The 16292-nt window shown below is 32.2% G+C and carries 16 protein-coding genes; 1 reads left to right on the top strand and 15 read right to left on the bottom strand.

Translation table 11 applies throughout. The features are described 5' to 3' along the window. Positions 1-44: 44 nt before the first annotated feature. From gap to nth, 5 genes are all read right to left on the bottom strand, one after another. Positions 45-1049, bottom strand: coding sequence for a type I glyceraldehyde-3-phosphate dehydrogenase (gene gap / locus AB9Q04_RS07235; RefSeq protein ID WP_410024674.1), 1005 nt, complete (start codon positions 1047-1049; stop codon positions 45-47). A gap of 71 nt (positions 1050-1120) precedes the next feature. Further along, a complete protein-coding gene (gene trxB, locus AB9Q04_RS07230; RefSeq protein WP_394011429.1) occupies positions 1121-2050 on the bottom strand; it encodes a thioredoxin-disulfide reductase in 930 nt (309 codons plus the stop codon). Positions 2051-2060: 10 nt separating this feature from the next. Further along, a complete protein-coding gene (locus AB9Q04_RS07225; RefSeq protein WP_410024673.1) occupies positions 2061-2519 on the bottom strand; it encodes a tRNA (cytidine(34)-2'-O)-methyltransferase in 459 nt (152 codons plus the stop codon). Continuing rightward, a complete protein-coding gene (locus AB9Q04_RS07220) occupies positions 2512-3363 on the bottom strand; it encodes a Cof-type HAD-IIB family hydrolase (protein WP_410024672.1) in 852 nt (283 codons plus the stop codon). Before AB9Q04_RS07220 ends, AB9Q04_RS07225 begins: the two co-directional genes overlap by 8 nt. After that, the gene (nth, locus tag AB9Q04_RS07215; protein WP_410024816.1) at positions 3356-3997 is read right to left on the bottom strand and encodes an endonuclease III; all 642 of its coding nucleotides are present in this window, start codon (positions 3995-3997) and stop codon (positions 3356-3358) included. The genes AB9Q04_RS07220 and nth overlap by 8 nt, the downstream gene beginning before the upstream one ends. Before the next feature lie 101 nt (positions 3998-4098). On the opposite strand from nth, the gene rodA reads away from it, so the two are divergent. Further along, a complete protein-coding gene (rodA, locus tag AB9Q04_RS07210) occupies positions 4099-5286 on the top strand; it encodes a rod shape-determining protein RodA (RefSeq protein ID WP_410024671.1) in 1188 nt (395 codons plus the stop codon). On the opposite strand, the gene AB9Q04_RS07205 is transcribed toward rodA, so the two are convergent. From AB9Q04_RS07205 to miaB, 10 genes are all read right to left on the bottom strand, one after another. Next, positions 5283-5924: a V-type ATP synthase subunit D gene (locus AB9Q04_RS07205; RefSeq protein WP_410024670.1), complete on the bottom strand. Its 642-nt coding sequence runs from the start codon at positions 5922-5924 to the stop codon at positions 5283-5285. The two genes, rodA and AB9Q04_RS07205, sit on opposite strands and share 4 nt — an antisense overlap. Next, positions 5914-7290 (bottom strand): V-type ATP synthase subunit B, encoded by a 1377-nt coding sequence (locus AB9Q04_RS07200; RefSeq protein ID WP_410024669.1) that lies wholly within the window; start codon positions 7288-7290, stop codon positions 5914-5916. The genes AB9Q04_RS07205 and AB9Q04_RS07200 overlap by 11 nt, the downstream gene beginning before the upstream one ends. Continuing rightward, positions 7290-9041 carry a V-type ATP synthase subunit A gene (locus AB9Q04_RS07195; protein WP_410024668.1) on the bottom strand — a complete coding sequence of 584 codons (1752 nt, stop codon included), beginning with the start codon at positions 9039-9041 and terminating at the stop codon, positions 7290-7292. Before AB9Q04_RS07195 ends, AB9Q04_RS07200 begins: the two co-directional genes overlap by 1 nt. Further along, positions 9025-9630, bottom strand: coding sequence for a V-type ATP synthase subunit E (locus AB9Q04_RS07190; protein ID WP_410024667.1), 606 nt, complete (start codon positions 9628-9630; stop codon positions 9025-9027). The genes AB9Q04_RS07195 and AB9Q04_RS07190 overlap by 17 nt, the downstream gene beginning before the upstream one ends. Positions 9631-9641: 11 nt before the next feature. Then, positions 9642-9881, bottom strand: a complete 240-nt coding sequence (locus AB9Q04_RS07185) for a V-type ATP synthase subunit F (RefSeq protein WP_410024666.1) — start codon at positions 9879-9881, stop codon at positions 9642-9644. Position 9882: 1 nt separating this feature from the next. After that, entirely contained in the window at positions 9883-10323 is a 441-nt protein-coding gene (locus tag AB9Q04_RS07180; RefSeq protein ID WP_410024665.1) for an ATP synthase subunit C, read from the bottom strand. A gap of 17 nt (positions 10324-10340) precedes the next feature. Beyond that, complete coding sequence (locus tag AB9Q04_RS07175) at positions 10341-12911, bottom strand: V-type ATP synthase subunit I (protein WP_410024664.1); 2571 nt, start codon at positions 12909-12911, stop codon at positions 10341-10343. 16 nt (positions 12912-12927) lie between these two features. Next, entirely contained in the window at positions 12928-13806 is an 879-nt protein-coding gene (locus AB9Q04_RS07170; RefSeq protein WP_410024663.1) for a V-type ATP synthase subunit I domain-containing protein, read from the bottom strand. A gap of 2 nt (positions 13807-13808) precedes the next feature. Continuing rightward, on the bottom strand, positions 13809-14789 hold the full coding sequence (locus tag AB9Q04_RS07165; protein WP_410024662.1) for a V-type ATPase subunit: 981 nt from the start codon (positions 14787-14789) through the stop codon (positions 13809-13811). 98 nt (positions 14790-14887) lie between these two features. Beyond that, positions 14888-16243, bottom strand: coding sequence for a tRNA (N6-isopentenyl adenosine(37)-C2)-methylthiotransferase MiaB (gene miaB, locus AB9Q04_RS07160; protein WP_410024661.1), 1356 nt, complete (start codon positions 16241-16243; stop codon positions 14888-14890). Positions 16244-16292 lie beyond the last annotated feature (49 nt).

Raw genomic sequence — 16292 nt, 5'->3', positions numbered from 1 at the left:
AATAAAAAGGGCAAGAGATAAATATCCCTGCCCTTTTCTATCTCTTAAAGTTTAGCTAAATAGTCTAATGTTCTAACTAAGTTAGATACGTATCCTGCTTCGTTATCGTACCAAGCAACTGTTTTAACTAATTGGCTGTCTCCATTTTCTACAACTTTTGTAAGTTGTGAATCAAATACTGATCCTGCAGGGTAACCAATGATGTCACTTGAAACAATATCTTCTGTTTCGTAAGCAAATGCATCAGATGAGTATTTTTTCATTGCTTCATTTACTTCTTCTTCAGTTACTTTTTTCTCAAGTACTGAGTAAAGTTCTGTAATAGAACCTGTAATAACTGGTACTCTTAAAGCTGTACCATCAATTTTACCTTCTACTTCTGGAAGTACTTTACCAACTGCTTTTGCAGCTCCTGTTGAAGCTGGAATTGTATTTTGAGCAGCTGCACGTCCACCTCTAAGGTCTTTTTTAGAAGCTGGCGTATCTTGGATAGCTTGTGTTGCTGTATATGCGTGGATTGTAGACATTTGTCCTGTTACAAATCCAAATTCTTTATTAAGTACGTTTACCATTGGTGCTAAGCAGTTTGTTGTACAGCTTGCTGCTGATACTACTGTTTCAGAACCATCAAGTATTTCATGGTTTACACCATAAACGATAGTTTTCATATCACCTTTACCTGGTGCTGAAATTAAAACTTTTTTAGCTCCTGCTTTTAAGTGAGCTTCTGCTTTTTCTTTTTCTGTAAAGAATCCTGTACATTCTAGTACAACATCTACATCAAGGTCTCCCCATGGTAGGTCTTCTGGATTTCTTTCTGCAAAGATTTTGATTTCTTGGCCATTTACTTTAAAGCCATCTTCTGTTTGCTCAAAATCTCCAGTAAATCTTCCTTGTGCTGTATCATATTTGAAAGCATAAGCAAGACCATCTTTATCAATAAGGTCATTAATTGCTACTACTTGGATATCATCTTCAACTTCAGAAATTCTTCTAAGTGTAAGACGACCGATTCTACCAAATCCATTAATTGCTACTCTAGTTGTCATTATTACCTCCTTAATTCTTTCTAAAAGTTTTACAATAATATTTTACTAAATTATAGGATATTGTCAATAGTTTACCATACTTGTCCTTCAAGGTATCTGTTTGCTACAACAGCAGCTATACAGCCATCTCCTGCTGCTGTTACCATTTGTCTAACAGATTTTTCACGGTTGTCGCCTACGGCAAAAACTCCTTCGATATTTGTTTTCATATCGTCATCAGTAACTATATACCCATAATTCATGTCAATCTTATCTTTGAATATATCTGTTTGTGGGATATATCCTACAAATATAAATACCCCAATTGGACTATTGTCATCACTTTTTAGCTCTTTTATTTCACCAGTTTTTACATTTTCTACTATAAGAGAGGTAGTTTCTTTATCTCCTTTTATTTCATTTACAACGGAGTCTAGTTCGAATTTTATCTTTTCATTGGCCTTAGCCTTATCTACAACTATTTGGCTTGCTCTAAATTCATCACGTCTGTGAATAATAGTTACAGATCTACCAAATTTTGTAAGATAAATTGCTTCTTCTACAGCACTATCTCCACCACCTACAACATAGATATCTAGACCGTTATAAAATGGTCCATCACAGGTTGCACAGTAGGATACGCCCATATTTGCAAATTCACTTTCACCTGGTACTTCAAGTTTTCTGTGCGCAGCACCAGTTGATATAATTATTACCTTTGCTTCGATTGTTTTACCATCATCAGTATGAACTTTTTTAACTTCACCTTCTAGCTCAACACTAGTTACATTTGTGGTTAAAAATTCACAGTATTCTTTGGCTTGCTCATACATCCTATCTGATAAACCCATACCTGTTGCATCTTCCATAGATCCTGGATAGTTGTCTACAAAGGCTGTTGTAGCTATTTGTCCACCTGGGATATTTTTTTCTATAATAAGTGTTTTAAGTTTTGATCTTCCTGCATAAAGTCCTGCGGTAAGTCCTGCTGGACCTGCTCCTAAAATAATAATATCGTACATTTATTCTCTCCTAAAATTTAAAATCATTTTGCCTTAAGGCTTCATATAAAACTATATTTACTGAATTGGCTAGGTTAAGCGACCTATCAATTTTTTTAGTCATGGGAATAGTAATTATTTTTTCCTTAAATTGTTCTAAAATATCAGGGTTTATTCCCTCTTTTTCCCTACCAAATATCAGAAAATCTCCATCTTTAAAGTCAACGTCAGAGTACTTAGTATCTGTACCTGTCTCTACCAGATAAAAGTTCTTATCCGCTATATATTCTAAAAACTCATCCATACTATCATGGATAGTTAACTTTACCTTATCCCAGTAATCTATGCCAGATTTTTTTAAGGCCTTATCGGAAAAATCAAATTTAAAAGGCCTTACTAAATGTAGATGAGATTCTGTTAATACACACGTCCTACCAATATTACCTACATTTCCTGGATATTCTGGGGCTATTAATACTATATTAAACACTTGGATTATCCTTATTATATTTTAAAATAATATCTGAAGCTTCCTTTATGCCATCTAAGTTATTATCAGCTACTACATAAGTTGCTACTTTTTTTATATCTTCATTGCCATTGCCCATAGCAAAGCCTAGATGAGCATTTTCTACCATAGGCAGGTCATTATAAGAATCACCAATGGCTGCAATTTCATTATTTTTTATACCAAGATGGTCTGATAAAATTTTTATACCTTCCCACTTGTTTACATTAGGCTCCATTATTTCTATAGCCCCTGGGCCTGAAGATGTTACATAAAGTTTATCTAAAAAAGCTTTTTTTATAATATCTACCGCTTTTTCTTCTCCATATGGATGGCTATTTAAACAACCTATGAGGATTTTATAGGCAGGTTTCCCCTTTTCTTTTAAATCCTTATAGGGATCTTCTGTAATAGAAATGTTGCATTGGTAGTTTAGTCCATAGTCACTAGAAATTTTTAAATGCTTTAACCTATCCTCATCTAATCTATTTGAATAAAAGGTATCCTCATCATAAAAATGGTAAATAAATTTGTGCTCATCACAAAATTTTATTAATTCTTTGATATGATCTTCCTCTAAAGGATGCTCTGATAAAGTTTTTTTGCTATCAAGTTTAATCAAGGCACCATTATTAGCAATCATAGGATTATCTACTCCAAGTGTTTTATTAGCAAATCTTATAGAAGACATCACCCTTCCACTTGTTAAAACTGTTTTTATACCTGCCTTGTTTAAATCATTTATTGCTTTAATGGTTGCTGGGTTTATTTTACTTTCACTGTTTAAAAGAGTCCCATCCATATCTATTGCAAAAAGTTTAATCATCATCTCTCCTATAATATAAACATAACTTATTCAAATCACACTCATCACAAAGAGGCCCACGGGCCTTGCATAAGGCTCTTCCATGGGTTATGAGTCTTTTATGGGTAATATTCCACTCATCTTCTGGGACATTTTTTGTAAGTTGTTTTTCAGTTTGACTTACATTTTTAGCATTGGCAAGTCCTAGCCTATTTGATACGCGAAATACATGGGTATCAACTGCAAAAGCTGGCATATCAAAGGCATTTGCCAAAACTACATTGGCAGTTTTATTGCCTACACCAGGGAGTTTTATAAGCTCAGCTTTTACATTTGGAACTTTCCCATTATAGTCTTCTAGTAAAATTTTACTAGTTGCTTTTATATTTTTTGCTTTGTTTTTATATATTCCTATAGATTTTATCCAATCTTCTAGCTCGCCTATATCCATATTAGCAAAGTCTTTAGCTGTGTTTGCTACTTTAAAAAGCTTGCTGGTTACTTGATTTACCCTTACATCTGTGCTTTGAGCTGAAAGCATAGTTGCTATTAAGGCCTCAAAGGGTGTTTCAAAATGTAATAAGTCTTTATTGGGATCTTCATACATGCTAGCTAGAATTTCTAAAACCTCTTTTATTTCTTTTTTACTTAAAATATTATCACCTAACCTCTGCTATTACTATACTATTTTTTATCTTTTTATTTATCATATTTATTTATAATGGTATAATCTAGTATTAGATATGGAGTGATTAAATGTTTAATATTAGAAAGAAAAATTTTAAAGAATTAGACCTAGTTTTGCTGATTTCAACGATTTTAATTAGTATCTATGGCCTAGTTATTCTCTACTCAGCTTATGGGGGAGAGTTTAGTGAGATTAAAACCCAAATTATAGCTACCTTTTTAGGTTTTGTTTTTATAGCTATACTTTGTACTATGGACCTTGATATTTTAAAAAGATTTTACAGGTGGATATATGCGATTGGCCTAGGACTTTTGGTCCTTACCCTTATCTTTGGTAGAGGTTTAGATGAATGGGGAGCAAAATCCTGGGTATACATAGGATCTTTTTCCTTCCAACCTTCGGAATTCGTAAAAGTTGGGCTTATATTTGCTTTTGCAGCTTATCTTGATAAACATAAATATCAGATAAATGAACCTAGAAGATTAATAGAAGCTTTAATTTTTGCAGCAGTTCCAGTTGTACTTATACTTTTACAACCAGACTTTGGTACAGCCATGGTTTACTTATTTTTTATAGCTGCTATGCTTTTTGTCGCAGGACTTTCTTGGAAATGGATAGCACTATTTGCAGTTGGTGGATTAGCAGTAGGATTTTTAGTTTTAACTAATCTTTCTGGTTATAGGGCTGACAGGATAGAAAACTTTTTAAATCCAGCAAGGGATACTTCTGGTTCTAACTGGCAGCAACAACAAGGTATGATTGCTATAGGATCTGGTATGCTAAGCGGACGTGGTTTTTTAAATGGTACCCAATCTCAATACGGCTATGTACCAGAAAAAGAAACTGACTTTATATTTTCAGTTTTAGCAGAAGAATTAGGTTTTATTGGAGCCATATTTTTAATAATATTATTCTCTATTATAATCTTAAGACTTGTAAGAATAGCAAAAAAATCAAATAATACCTTTATTTCTCTTATGGTAACTGGTATTGCAGCCATGCTTTTTATCCACATCTTTGAAAATATCGGTATGACTATAGGACTTATGCCAGTAACGGGTATTCCTCTTCCATTCTTATCCGCTGGAGGTACTTTTCAATTGATATGTTTATCAATGGTTGGTCTTGCCCTATCCGCATCCATGCAAAAATCTTATAAAGACGATGATGTAATTGATTATGAAACTATAAAAGTAATCGATCCTAATTTACTAAGAGCATCTAAAAAAAGAGAAATTAAAAACACCGCCAATTAATTGCCGGTGTTTTTTTCTTCTCTAACTTTTTTATCCTTAACCATTTTTGTTTTTGAGAATTCTTCTCTTTCTTTTTCTTCGATTAAGGATGATATTGTTTTTATTCTCTCTTCAGTTTTTGGTATTTGTACCTTTTCTAAAGAGTTTACTTTTTTGCTAGTCTTTTTTATTTGCCTATCAAGGTTATTAATTGTAGTATCTAGCTCTGCTAGCTTATAAATTTTATCCTTAAGTTCGTTAAAAGAAAGAACAGCTACATCAAAGTATTCATTGGTTTCGTAAAATGAATAAGAAAGATTAAGCTTAGCTGGTTTAAAATCAATATCATAAACCTTGGTTTGCATAAATTCATCTTCTTTTAAAGTTATGCTATTATCAACAGGTACTATTCTTGAAATATCATCAAGCTTTGATTCACCCATAGTTACCATAGCTTTCTTAAAATTTTGGCTAACTTTTGCTATAGTAGCATTTACTTCTTCATTTAACTCATCTCTTTGTTTTATTTTGCTATCATGAGCTCCAATTAGTGCTTTTCTTGATTTATCGAGGATATCTAGACCCCCTCTTAAAAGTTTGAGGTGGTCTTTAGCTGCAATTAAATTTGCCTTGGTTGGTGCAGTTGATTTAATTTCCATCTTTATTACCTATGAATTTATCAAGATTTTCTGGACTTACCCTGTGAAGTTCTGTTCTAGGTAGGATATTTAATATTTCCCAGCCTAAATCTAAACTTTCGTCCAGTTCTCTATTTTCAGTTGGGTCTTGGGATAGAAATCTTTGCTCAAAGGCTTCTCCAAATTCTAGGTATTTTTTATCAATATCTGATAAATCATCTTCCCCTACGATTTGGGCAATGTTTCTTACCTCACCTACGTGGGAATATGACTCATAAATTTGGTTCATTAAATCTTCATGGTCTGCTCTTGTGTATCCTTCACCAATACCATCTTTCATAAGACGAGAAAGGGATGGTAAAACATTGATTGGTGGATATATACCTTTATTAAACAATCCCCTATCAATTACAATTTGTCCTTCTGTGATATAACCTGTAAGGTCAGGAACTGGGTGGGTTATATCATCGTTTGGCATTGTTAAAATTGGAATAAGAGTTACAGATCCATTTGTTCCGCGAATCATACCAGCTCTTTCATATAAGGTAGCTAGGTCAGAATATAAGTATCCTGGATAACCCTTACGAGATGGAACTTCTTGTCTAATAGATGAAACTTCACGTAGGGCTTCTGAATATGAAGTCATATCAGTAATGATTACTAAAACGTGGTAGCCTTTTTCATAAGCTAAATATTCTGCAGCTGTTAGGGCACATTTTGGAGCTATTAGCCTTTCCATAATTGGACTATCTGCAAGGTTTTGATACATTACTACCTTATCACGCACGCCTGCTTTGTTAAAAGCATCTTCAAAAAACATAGCTTCGTCTTTTTTAATTCCCATAGCTGCAAATACAAAGGCAAAGTCTTCATCTGTTTTAAGTTTTGCTTGTCTTACAATTTGGGCTGCTATTTGGTTATGGGTTAGACCATAGCCAGAAAATATTGGAAGTTTTTGACCACGGATAAGGGTTGTAAGAGTATCTATAGCTGAAATACCTGTTTGAATAAAGTCTCTTGGGTATTCACGTGCAACTGGATTTAGGGGCTCACCTTCTACTGAGTAAGTTTTTTCGGCATATATTTCCCCACCATTATCAATTGGGCGAGCCAATCCATCAAAGGTACGACCTAAGATTTTTTCATTTAAAGGAATAGCAAGGGGTTTTTCTTCAAAAGAAATTACTATATCATCCAATGAAAAATCTTGGGTATTACCAAAAACTTCTATAGAAATTGTATCATCATCAATTTTTACTACTTGGCCTACAAAATCCATACCTAGGGCTTGGACAGAAACTACTGCATTGTAGGTTACATCTGCTACATTTTCTATCTCTATGATGGAGGATTCTATTCTTTTTACTTTTGTATACTCTTTACGCATTAATATTCTCCTCCTTTTAGTCCTAAGAAATGTGATTCTAGCTTGTTATTTAAAACTGTAAATTTATCTAATTCATCATTTTTTATGTTATATTTCATTTGAGTTATATCATTTATAAGCTCTGGGTCATATAAATTATTATATGGGACACCATTTTTAATAGCTTCAGATGATCTATGATAATAATTGCTTATAGTATTTAGCATTTTTATTTGCTTTTCTAATGGCACATACTTATCTGTATCATTATAAGCATTTTGTTGTAAGAAGCCTACTCTGATTAGCTCTGCAATGTCAAGTATATTTCTTTGTTCATCTGATAGAGCATCCTTACCTACTAACATTAAGATAGATTGGATTTCATCTTCTTGAAGTAATACATTCATAAGCTCATTACGAACTGCAATGATATCTTCTCCAGTTTTTTCTTGGTAGAAAGGTCTCATGGTATCAACATAGTTTGAATAAGAAGTTAACCAGTTAATAGCTGGGTAATGACGTGAATAGGCTAGCTTTCTATCTAGACCTAAAAATACATTTACAGCTCTTCTAGTGTTTTCTGTAACTGGTTCTGAGAAGTCTCCACCTGATGGTGAAACGGCACCGATTAGGGTAACTGATCCTTCAGATCCATTTAAGTTTGTAAAATATCCTGCCCTTTCATAAAATTGTGAAAGTCTTGATCCAAGATATGCTGGATATCCTTCTTCGGCTGGTATTTCTTCCAAACGACCAGAAATTTCTCTTAAAGCCTCTGCCCATCTGGATGTAGAGTCAGCCATTAACGCTACATGGTAACCCATATCTCTAAAGTATTCTGCAATTGTAATACCTGTATAAATTGATGCTTCACGGGCAGCTACTGGCATATTTGATGTATTTGCAATAAGGATTGTTCTTTCCATCAGACCATATCCTGTATTTGGGTCGATAAGTTCTGGGAATTCTTCTAGTACTTGGGTCATTTCGTTACCACGTTCACCACAACCAATATAGATAATAATATCTGCATCTGCATATTGGGCAAACTGGTGTTGGAGCATTGTTTTTCCTGTACCAAATCCTCCTGGGATAGCTACTGTACCGCCTTTGGCAACTGGGAAAAATACATCCAACACTCTTTGACCTGTACTTAATAAAAGTTCAAGGGGTCTTACTTTTTTAACTGGACGTGGATTTCTAACTGGCCAGTATTGGTAAAGTTTTAGCTCTTCTTCCCCATCTTTTGTAGCTACTTTTACAATTGTATCTTCTAACTTATAGCTACCAGATGGTTTTACTTCTGTAACTTTTCCTGCTACTGAACTCATAAGTCTATGTTCAATAGTTTTTGTTTCCATGATAGTTGCATAGATATCACCTACATTTAAAGTATCTCCAACAGCAACTTTTATGTCCACATCCCAGTCTTTTTCTTCATCAAGGTTTTCAAAACCTATACCAGATGGGATAAAAGCTCCATTTTCATCCATAATTTTTTCGAGAGGTCTTTCTATACCATCAAACATATTTTTAAGTAGACCAGGTCCTAATCTTACTGAAAGAGGTCTACCTGTTGCAATTATTTCTTCATTGGCAGCAAGGCCAGAAGTATCCTCATAAACCTGGATAGTTGCATGATCTCCTTCTACGGAAATAACTTCTCCAATAAGTTTTAGTTTTCCTACTGAAACCATCTCACGAATTTTAAGAGAGCTTGCATTTTTTGCTACAACTACTGGTCCATTTATTGTTTTAATTGTTGGATTCATTAAAACTCTCACTTTCAAACAGTTTATATAAGGTTTTTCCTATATCGTATTGTTTTTCTTCAATCTTTTTTAGGTAGGTTTGGTTATATTGAAAAGATCCATCTTTTGCTTTTAGGATAAATCCGCCAATGTATTTATCATCCAAAGTTCCTAAGTTATCTAGGTCAACTAAGTTTTTGTCACTTTCTTTTACCAAAACTACAAATTTATCTTTATCCTCATTTATTTCTTGTAAGGCTTTATTTATTTGTAGTGGTAAATTATTCTTATATTCATCTGTTTTTGTATATTCCAAAAGCTTTTTCTTTACTTCACCTACTAAGTTATTTAATAGGTATTCTTTGTGGGCGTAGAAATTTGTTTTTTGTTCTTCTTCAAGTTTAGATACTCTTTCATTGCCACGTATAGTTGCAAAGCTTTTGCGGTTATCCAAAATTTTTTCTAGCTCTTTTTCAAGATTAGCTTTTTTTTCTTCAATTTGTTCACTATTTACATTTGTAGAATTATATAATTCTTTTTCACTTTTTGCTTTTTCTTCATCCCAAACCATTGTTCTAAAGGTTCTTAGTTTTTGATTTATATCAAGCATATTACCTCCAATTAACCATCTATGACTACAATTAAAGGAGCATTTTCACTTTCCCTGTGGGCTTTAACTTCTTGTTCAATCCATGAATTTATTGTTGTAGTTAATATTAAAACTGCAAGATCATCTTCTTTTAAAGAAGCTTTAAAAGTATTTTCGGCCTCATCAGGGTCTGTGACTAAGTTCCCTTCAATAGACCCAAGTCTAAACATTACAATAAGACTTGGGTCGTTAGTTAATATTTTTGCCTTCATTTTATGCGTATAAAATTAGGATTGAGATGATAACACCAAAGATAGCAATACCTTCAGCTAGACCTACGAAGATGATTGTACGTCCTAGGATTGATTGGTCTTCTGAAATTGCTCCAAGTGCTGCAGAACCTACTGTACCTACTGCATAACCAGTACCAATTGTTGCAAGACCTGTTGATAAAGCTGCACCAATATATTTTAGTCCTTCAGCACTTGTAGCTGTTGTTGCTGCAGCAGCGTCTGTTGCAGCTGCTTTGGCATTTGCTGGTAGAAGTAAAACTACTATCATTGCCATAAGTGGCACAAATGTGAATAAGTTTATTTTAAGTGCTTTTTTAATTTTATCTTTTGATGGGTCATCATTTGTTTTTAATAAGTAAATTCCTGAATAAATTGTAATAACTACTACTGCTAGTGCTAATAATCCGATATTTTTTATCATATTTTTTCCCTTTCTGACTAATTATTTGATTCTTTACTACTAATTGGTCTAAATAGGCGACCATTACCTTCATAATACTTGCTAAACATTTCATAAAATTCTAGTCTTAAACCTTGGATAAATACTATCATTCCTTCAAGGCCGATAATTAAAGCATTACCTAAAATTAGAATTATTGTTCCAAGAATACCTCCGCCTGCAAGTTTGGCCATTACTTCAAAGGCCATATATAAACCAACGTGGTTTATAGCAAAGGCTCCTACCCTTGTAAAGGATACTAGGTTTGAGAAAACTGAAAGTAGTGCTTCTATAATGGAGAAAGAACTTTCTACATAATAGTCACCCTTGCCTTGATCGTAAAGGCGTTTCTTACCTTCAATTTTTCTTGCGATAGGTTGTTTAAATACCATCATTATTATAGATGCTATTAAAATTATTATACCGACTGGCATTGGGATAGGACTTTTATTTACTATATTTAGAACTATTATAATAAATGATAACATCATCATAAGTCCTGCTAGTCCTTCTTTACCAAAGATACCTTCTTCTATATTATGCTGTTTTGAAACCTTATTATAAATACCAATAAGATATGATATAACCATAAGTCCTACACCAAAGGCAACTGATGCTATTAAAACGGTCATTATATTATCAAATGGTTTTATAAGTAGGGCTGGTATTATATCTTCTCGGCCAAAAAATGATCCGTACATGAGCCCAAAAAATGAAGCTGATAGACCAATTCTTTTTATAAGCCCACCGAAAACTTTATTTTTCTTGGCTAGCCAAAAACCTATAGCTATAAATACTAAACCTTGGCCTAAATCACCAAACATTAACCCATAAAGGAGTAAGTAAGTGATTGCAAAAAATGGGGTTGGGTCGATTTCATCATAGTTTGGAGCCCCATACATATTTACTAAAAACTCAAAAGGTCTAAATACCTTATTATTTTTTAGTCTGATTGGTGGATCTTGGTCTACTGACTCATCATTCCTTGTAGTTAGTATGGTATTATCATATTTTTCTTCAAGACCCTTAAACTTACTAACTTCTGATGCTGGGACCCAGCCTGATAAATAAAAGTATTCATCCCCATGAGCCATGCTGCTTTTTAGTTCTTCAGATTTTCTTGCATGGTCTAGAGAGTAGGATAAATTTTCTATAACATCGCCATATTGGTTATTGATAGCCTCAATCTCGCGGTTAATACTTAAAAGCTCGTCATTTGCTTTTATGTATTCTTTTTCTATATTCGAAATGTTAACATTATCAGGTATCTCATTATCTACAAATCCCATAGTATTTATAGAACGAGATACATCCTCTTTAACCTTTTGTGGATAAACTAATAGGTAACTTTCTTCGTTTTTCTTATTAGTATTATTATTATCTTTTTTAGGTTTTTTCTTCTTATCTACTTTAGACTCATTTGCTACTAGTCTAGTATCATCATATTTTTCTTCAAGACTTTCCATTTGCTTTAAATCATTTTCTGCTACTAGGGCTGAGAAATAAAAATATTTTTCTCCTAGGGCAATACTATCTTCATAGTCAATGGCTTTTTCTCTTAAAGAAAGGTTGTAGGATAGAGAATTAATAACATCTTTATAAGAATCTTTTAAATTATTTATTTCTTCATCTAAGCTTAAAAGATTTTTTTCAGTCTCATCTATTTCTTTTTCAATATCTACTAGATTAGAATTTTGTGGAAGGGCACTATCTACAAAACCCAAGGTATTTATAGTCCTTGATAGGTCCTTATTAACTTTTTTTGGATAAATCATCAGGTAATGATGTTCATCAAACAAATCACTATTATCAAATTCTGGATTTTGATTTTCCTTTTCTATATTTGAAATGTTTAATTTATCAGGAATCTCATTATCTACAAATCCCATAGTGTTTATAGAACGAGATACATCCTCTTTAACCTTTTCTGGATAAACTAATAGGTAACTTTCTTCGTTTTTCTTATTAGTATTATTATCATCTTTTTTAGGTTTTTTCTTCTTATCTACTTTAGACTCGTTTGCTACTAGTCTAGTATCATCATATTTTTCTTCAAGACTTTCCATTTGCTTTAAATCATTTTCTGCTACTAGGGCTGAGAAATAAAAATATTTTTCTCCTAGGGCAATACTATCTTCATAGTCAATGGCTTTTTCTCTTAAAGAAAGGTTGTAGGATAGAGAATTAATAACATCTTTATAAGAATCTTTTAAATTATTTATTTCTTCATCTAAACTTAAAAGTTCTTTTTCGGTCTCATCTATTTCTTTTTCAATATCTACTAAATTAGAATTTTGTGGAAGGGCACTATCTATAAAACCCAAGGTATTTATTGTCCTTGATAGGTCCTTATTAACTTTTTTTGGATAAATCATCAGGTAATGATGTTCATCAAACAAATCACTATTATAAAATTCTGGATTTTGATTTTCTTTGTGACTGTTAAGTTTAGTAGGTTTATTTTCATCGAAAACTTCTGCATCCAAATAATTATTATTTTCTGAGTTAATAAGTAGATAATCTGTTCCATTTATTAATCTAATATCATTAAATTTTTGATTATCTGCCATTAATATCTTCCTTTGTCTAACTTTCAGTATCAACTAAAAAGTCGACTACCTTATTAATAACTTCATCTTTATATTGATTATAGACCTTATCCATCTTGTTAATTCTTGCTTGATAATCTGCGTTGATATTGTTTGATCGTTCTTGAGCACTGTCCATAATATCATTATAAATTCGGTTAGATTCTGCTGTGGTTTTTTCACTGTATTCCTGATCCAGTTTTAATGTAACATTTCTAGCATTTTCTCTTTCATTTTCAAGAACTTCATTTGTTTTTTCATTCAGATTATAAGTTGCTTCATCTATAGCATATATTTCACTTAGTGCATTTAAGCTAGCATGGTCTACATTATCATCCAAGTGGATAATTAAAGATGGGATATTGTCATAATTATTTTTTAGGATAAAACGACCATCTTCTGTTACTACACCATACCTATAATCAAAATATTTAAGATTTTGGATTTTTTCTATATCTATGTCATACTTTTTAAGTATATCTATATTTTTCTTATAGGTTTCTAGCTTTTTAGATTTTTCTTCTAATTCTGCTTTTTTATCTAAAAGAGTTTTTAGCCTATCATAAAGCTCTTCTGCTCTTTTCTGATCAACAATTTCACCTGCTGCAGGACTATCTGCAATATTTAAGGAATCTTTTAGTTCCTGTAATTTTGCTATATATCCATCATCATCTCTACTAAAGCCTGATAATTTATTGATATCTTCTGTTATCCCAACATTTTCAGCACTAGCTGTAATATTAAAGGACCTGTTGGTTATTTGGTTAAAGGCATCAAGTGGTTCTATATCACCAATCTTGATTACATCCTTTAAAAACTCATCCAGGTTTTTCTTATCGGATATCATATTAACCAGGTACATTTTTTCTACTGCCATTATTACCTCACTATTAGATATTCCATTGCTTCATCCACTGTAAAACTATCATCTACTTCCAAAAGCGCATCTATATTTTCACCACTAATAAACATTATATTCATAGCTGAAATGACATAAAGAATATCGCAAGCTTGTTTGGTTATTTCACCATAATAAAGTTTGAGTTCTCTTTTGCGCACTTGCCTATGAGTATGAGCATAATCATCAAATATATTTTTATATTTACTAGTGCTCATTTTTTTTATAAAGTCTTCTAGGGGTAAAAGGGATAATTCTTTTAACCTTGAGCCATTAAAAGTATTGCCACCTTCAATTAGATAATTAAAAATGTCGCTTTCATTTAAATCATAGTAAGATTTTAACCTATAAAGCATTTCAAAATTTAACAAATTGATTTCTTCACCTATAAAAGTTTCAATTTGCTTGCGTTCTTTTCTGTTAAATTTTTTAGCAAGTTTTAATAAACTACGATAATAAAATTTGATTAAAGCATTTGAAGATAAAAATATTAGGGAACTTGCCTGCATATTTTCATTTAAATATGGTAGCAAGGTCCTGTAATATTTGCTAGATTTATTGGCATTTATAAAAGATTCTAAGTCCATATCATCAGTTAAGATGAAATTATTTGATAAGGGATTTGCCGTAAATCTAACAAGATTTCTTTTGTAGTTGTGGTTTACAAGAGACTCTATAATTTCTTGTAAAAATAGTATTTCGTATTTTGAGAAGTATAAATTATAGAAGTCACTTTCTAAACCATGTAAAAAATAATCCATGCTTTTAAGTTCATCAAGCATCCATTTAAAATTATCTGCTTCTAAGGCTTTTTTATCCTTCCTATTGTCTATTTCAGGATAAGCTTTTGAAAGAATATCAATTTTTTTGTCAATATCACTTTCATTAGCCAAGGCAATATATAAATCATTATCAGGGATTTTTCCCATTTTAGCTTTGGCTTTTACTAATACATCTCTCATTTATCGCCTCTTTTCTCTTAACAGATAAATAATATCACTTATAATCTTTTTTTAAAAGGATAATAAATAGTTGATATTATCCATATATGATTTGATAATTAATTTACCAAGTCTCCTGATATTGTAAATGATGTATGATCTGTGATTTTTACATTTACAAATTCCCCTATTAATTCTTTTGGAGCTTTTACATGAACAAGTTTGAAGGTATCTGTCCTACCGGTTAGGATTTCAGGGTTATTTTTTGACTCAGATTCTAATAAAACTTCTACAGTTCTTCCTACATATTCGGCATTTTTTTCATTAAACATTGGATATAGCTCATCTAGTAGTCTTTGGAACCTATCTTGAACAATATCATCATCGATGGTTGGATATTTTGCTGCAACTGTTTTTGGTCTTGGAGAGTATTTAAAGGTATATGCTGAGTCAAAACCAACTTTTTTGCATGCCTCAATTGTTTTTTGAAAATCTTCTTCTGTTTCTGTAGGAAAACCTACAATGATATCTGTAGATAGGGCTATGCCTGGGATTTCTTCTTTTAATTTATTTGCCCTTTCTAGATATTTTTCTATTGTATAATGCCTATTCATCTTTTTAAGCACATCATCTGACCCAGATTGCATAGGTAGGTGGAAATAATTACAAATATTATCATTATCACGCATTACTTCTATTAGCTCATCTGATAAATCTTTTGGATGACTTGATGTAAATCTTAGTCTTTTTAGTCCAGGAATTTTGGCAACTCTTGCTAAAAGCTCTGGGAAGGTAAAGTCATAGTCTGTGTTATTTCCATAGGAATTTACATTTTGGCCAAGCAAGGTAAATTCTTTAAAGCCTTGAGAAACTAGATATTCTACTTCTTCTATAATTGAATATGGACGTCTAGATTCTTCGCGGCCCCTAGATTCTGGTACAATACAATATGTACAATAGTTATCACAACCACGCATAATATTTACATAGGCTTGGAAGTCATTTGTAGAATTATATTTTTCAAAGTCATCTTTTACATCATCTGTTGATACATCTATAACTCTTTCTTCTGTTTCTAGGTATCTAAATATCAAATCTCCTAGGGAGTTTATATTCTTTGTACCAAAGACAATATCTACTTCTGGGTGCTTATCAATTATAACTTGGCGGGCTTCTGCAGTTTGCATCATACATCCACAAACAGAAATAATTTTTTCTGGATGTTCTCTTTTTAATCTTTTTAGGGATGAAACTTGACCATAAAGTTTTAATTCTGCATTCTCCCTAACTAGGCAAGTGTTAAAGATAATAAAATCCGCTTCTTCTCTCTTGTCTGTATAGGTATATCCTAAATCTTCTAGTATATAGGATATACGTTCTGAGTCATGCTCATTCATTTGGCATCCAAATGTTGTTATATTATATGTTTTGCCCTTAAAATAATCTTTGTATTTTTCTTTTTGTAAAGTTTCCATTTTATCCTCACTTAAAAAAGAAGATGACCGAAATCATCTTCTTTAATTT

It is taken from the genome of Anaerococcus groningensis, assembly GCF_046365465.1.
Classification (GTDB): Bacteria; Bacillota; Clostridia; order Tissierellales; family Peptoniphilaceae; genus Anaerococcus; species Anaerococcus groningensis.
The sequence above is the reverse complement of the archived record's forward strand: the minus strand, read 5'-3'. Positions and strand labels throughout refer to the sequence as shown.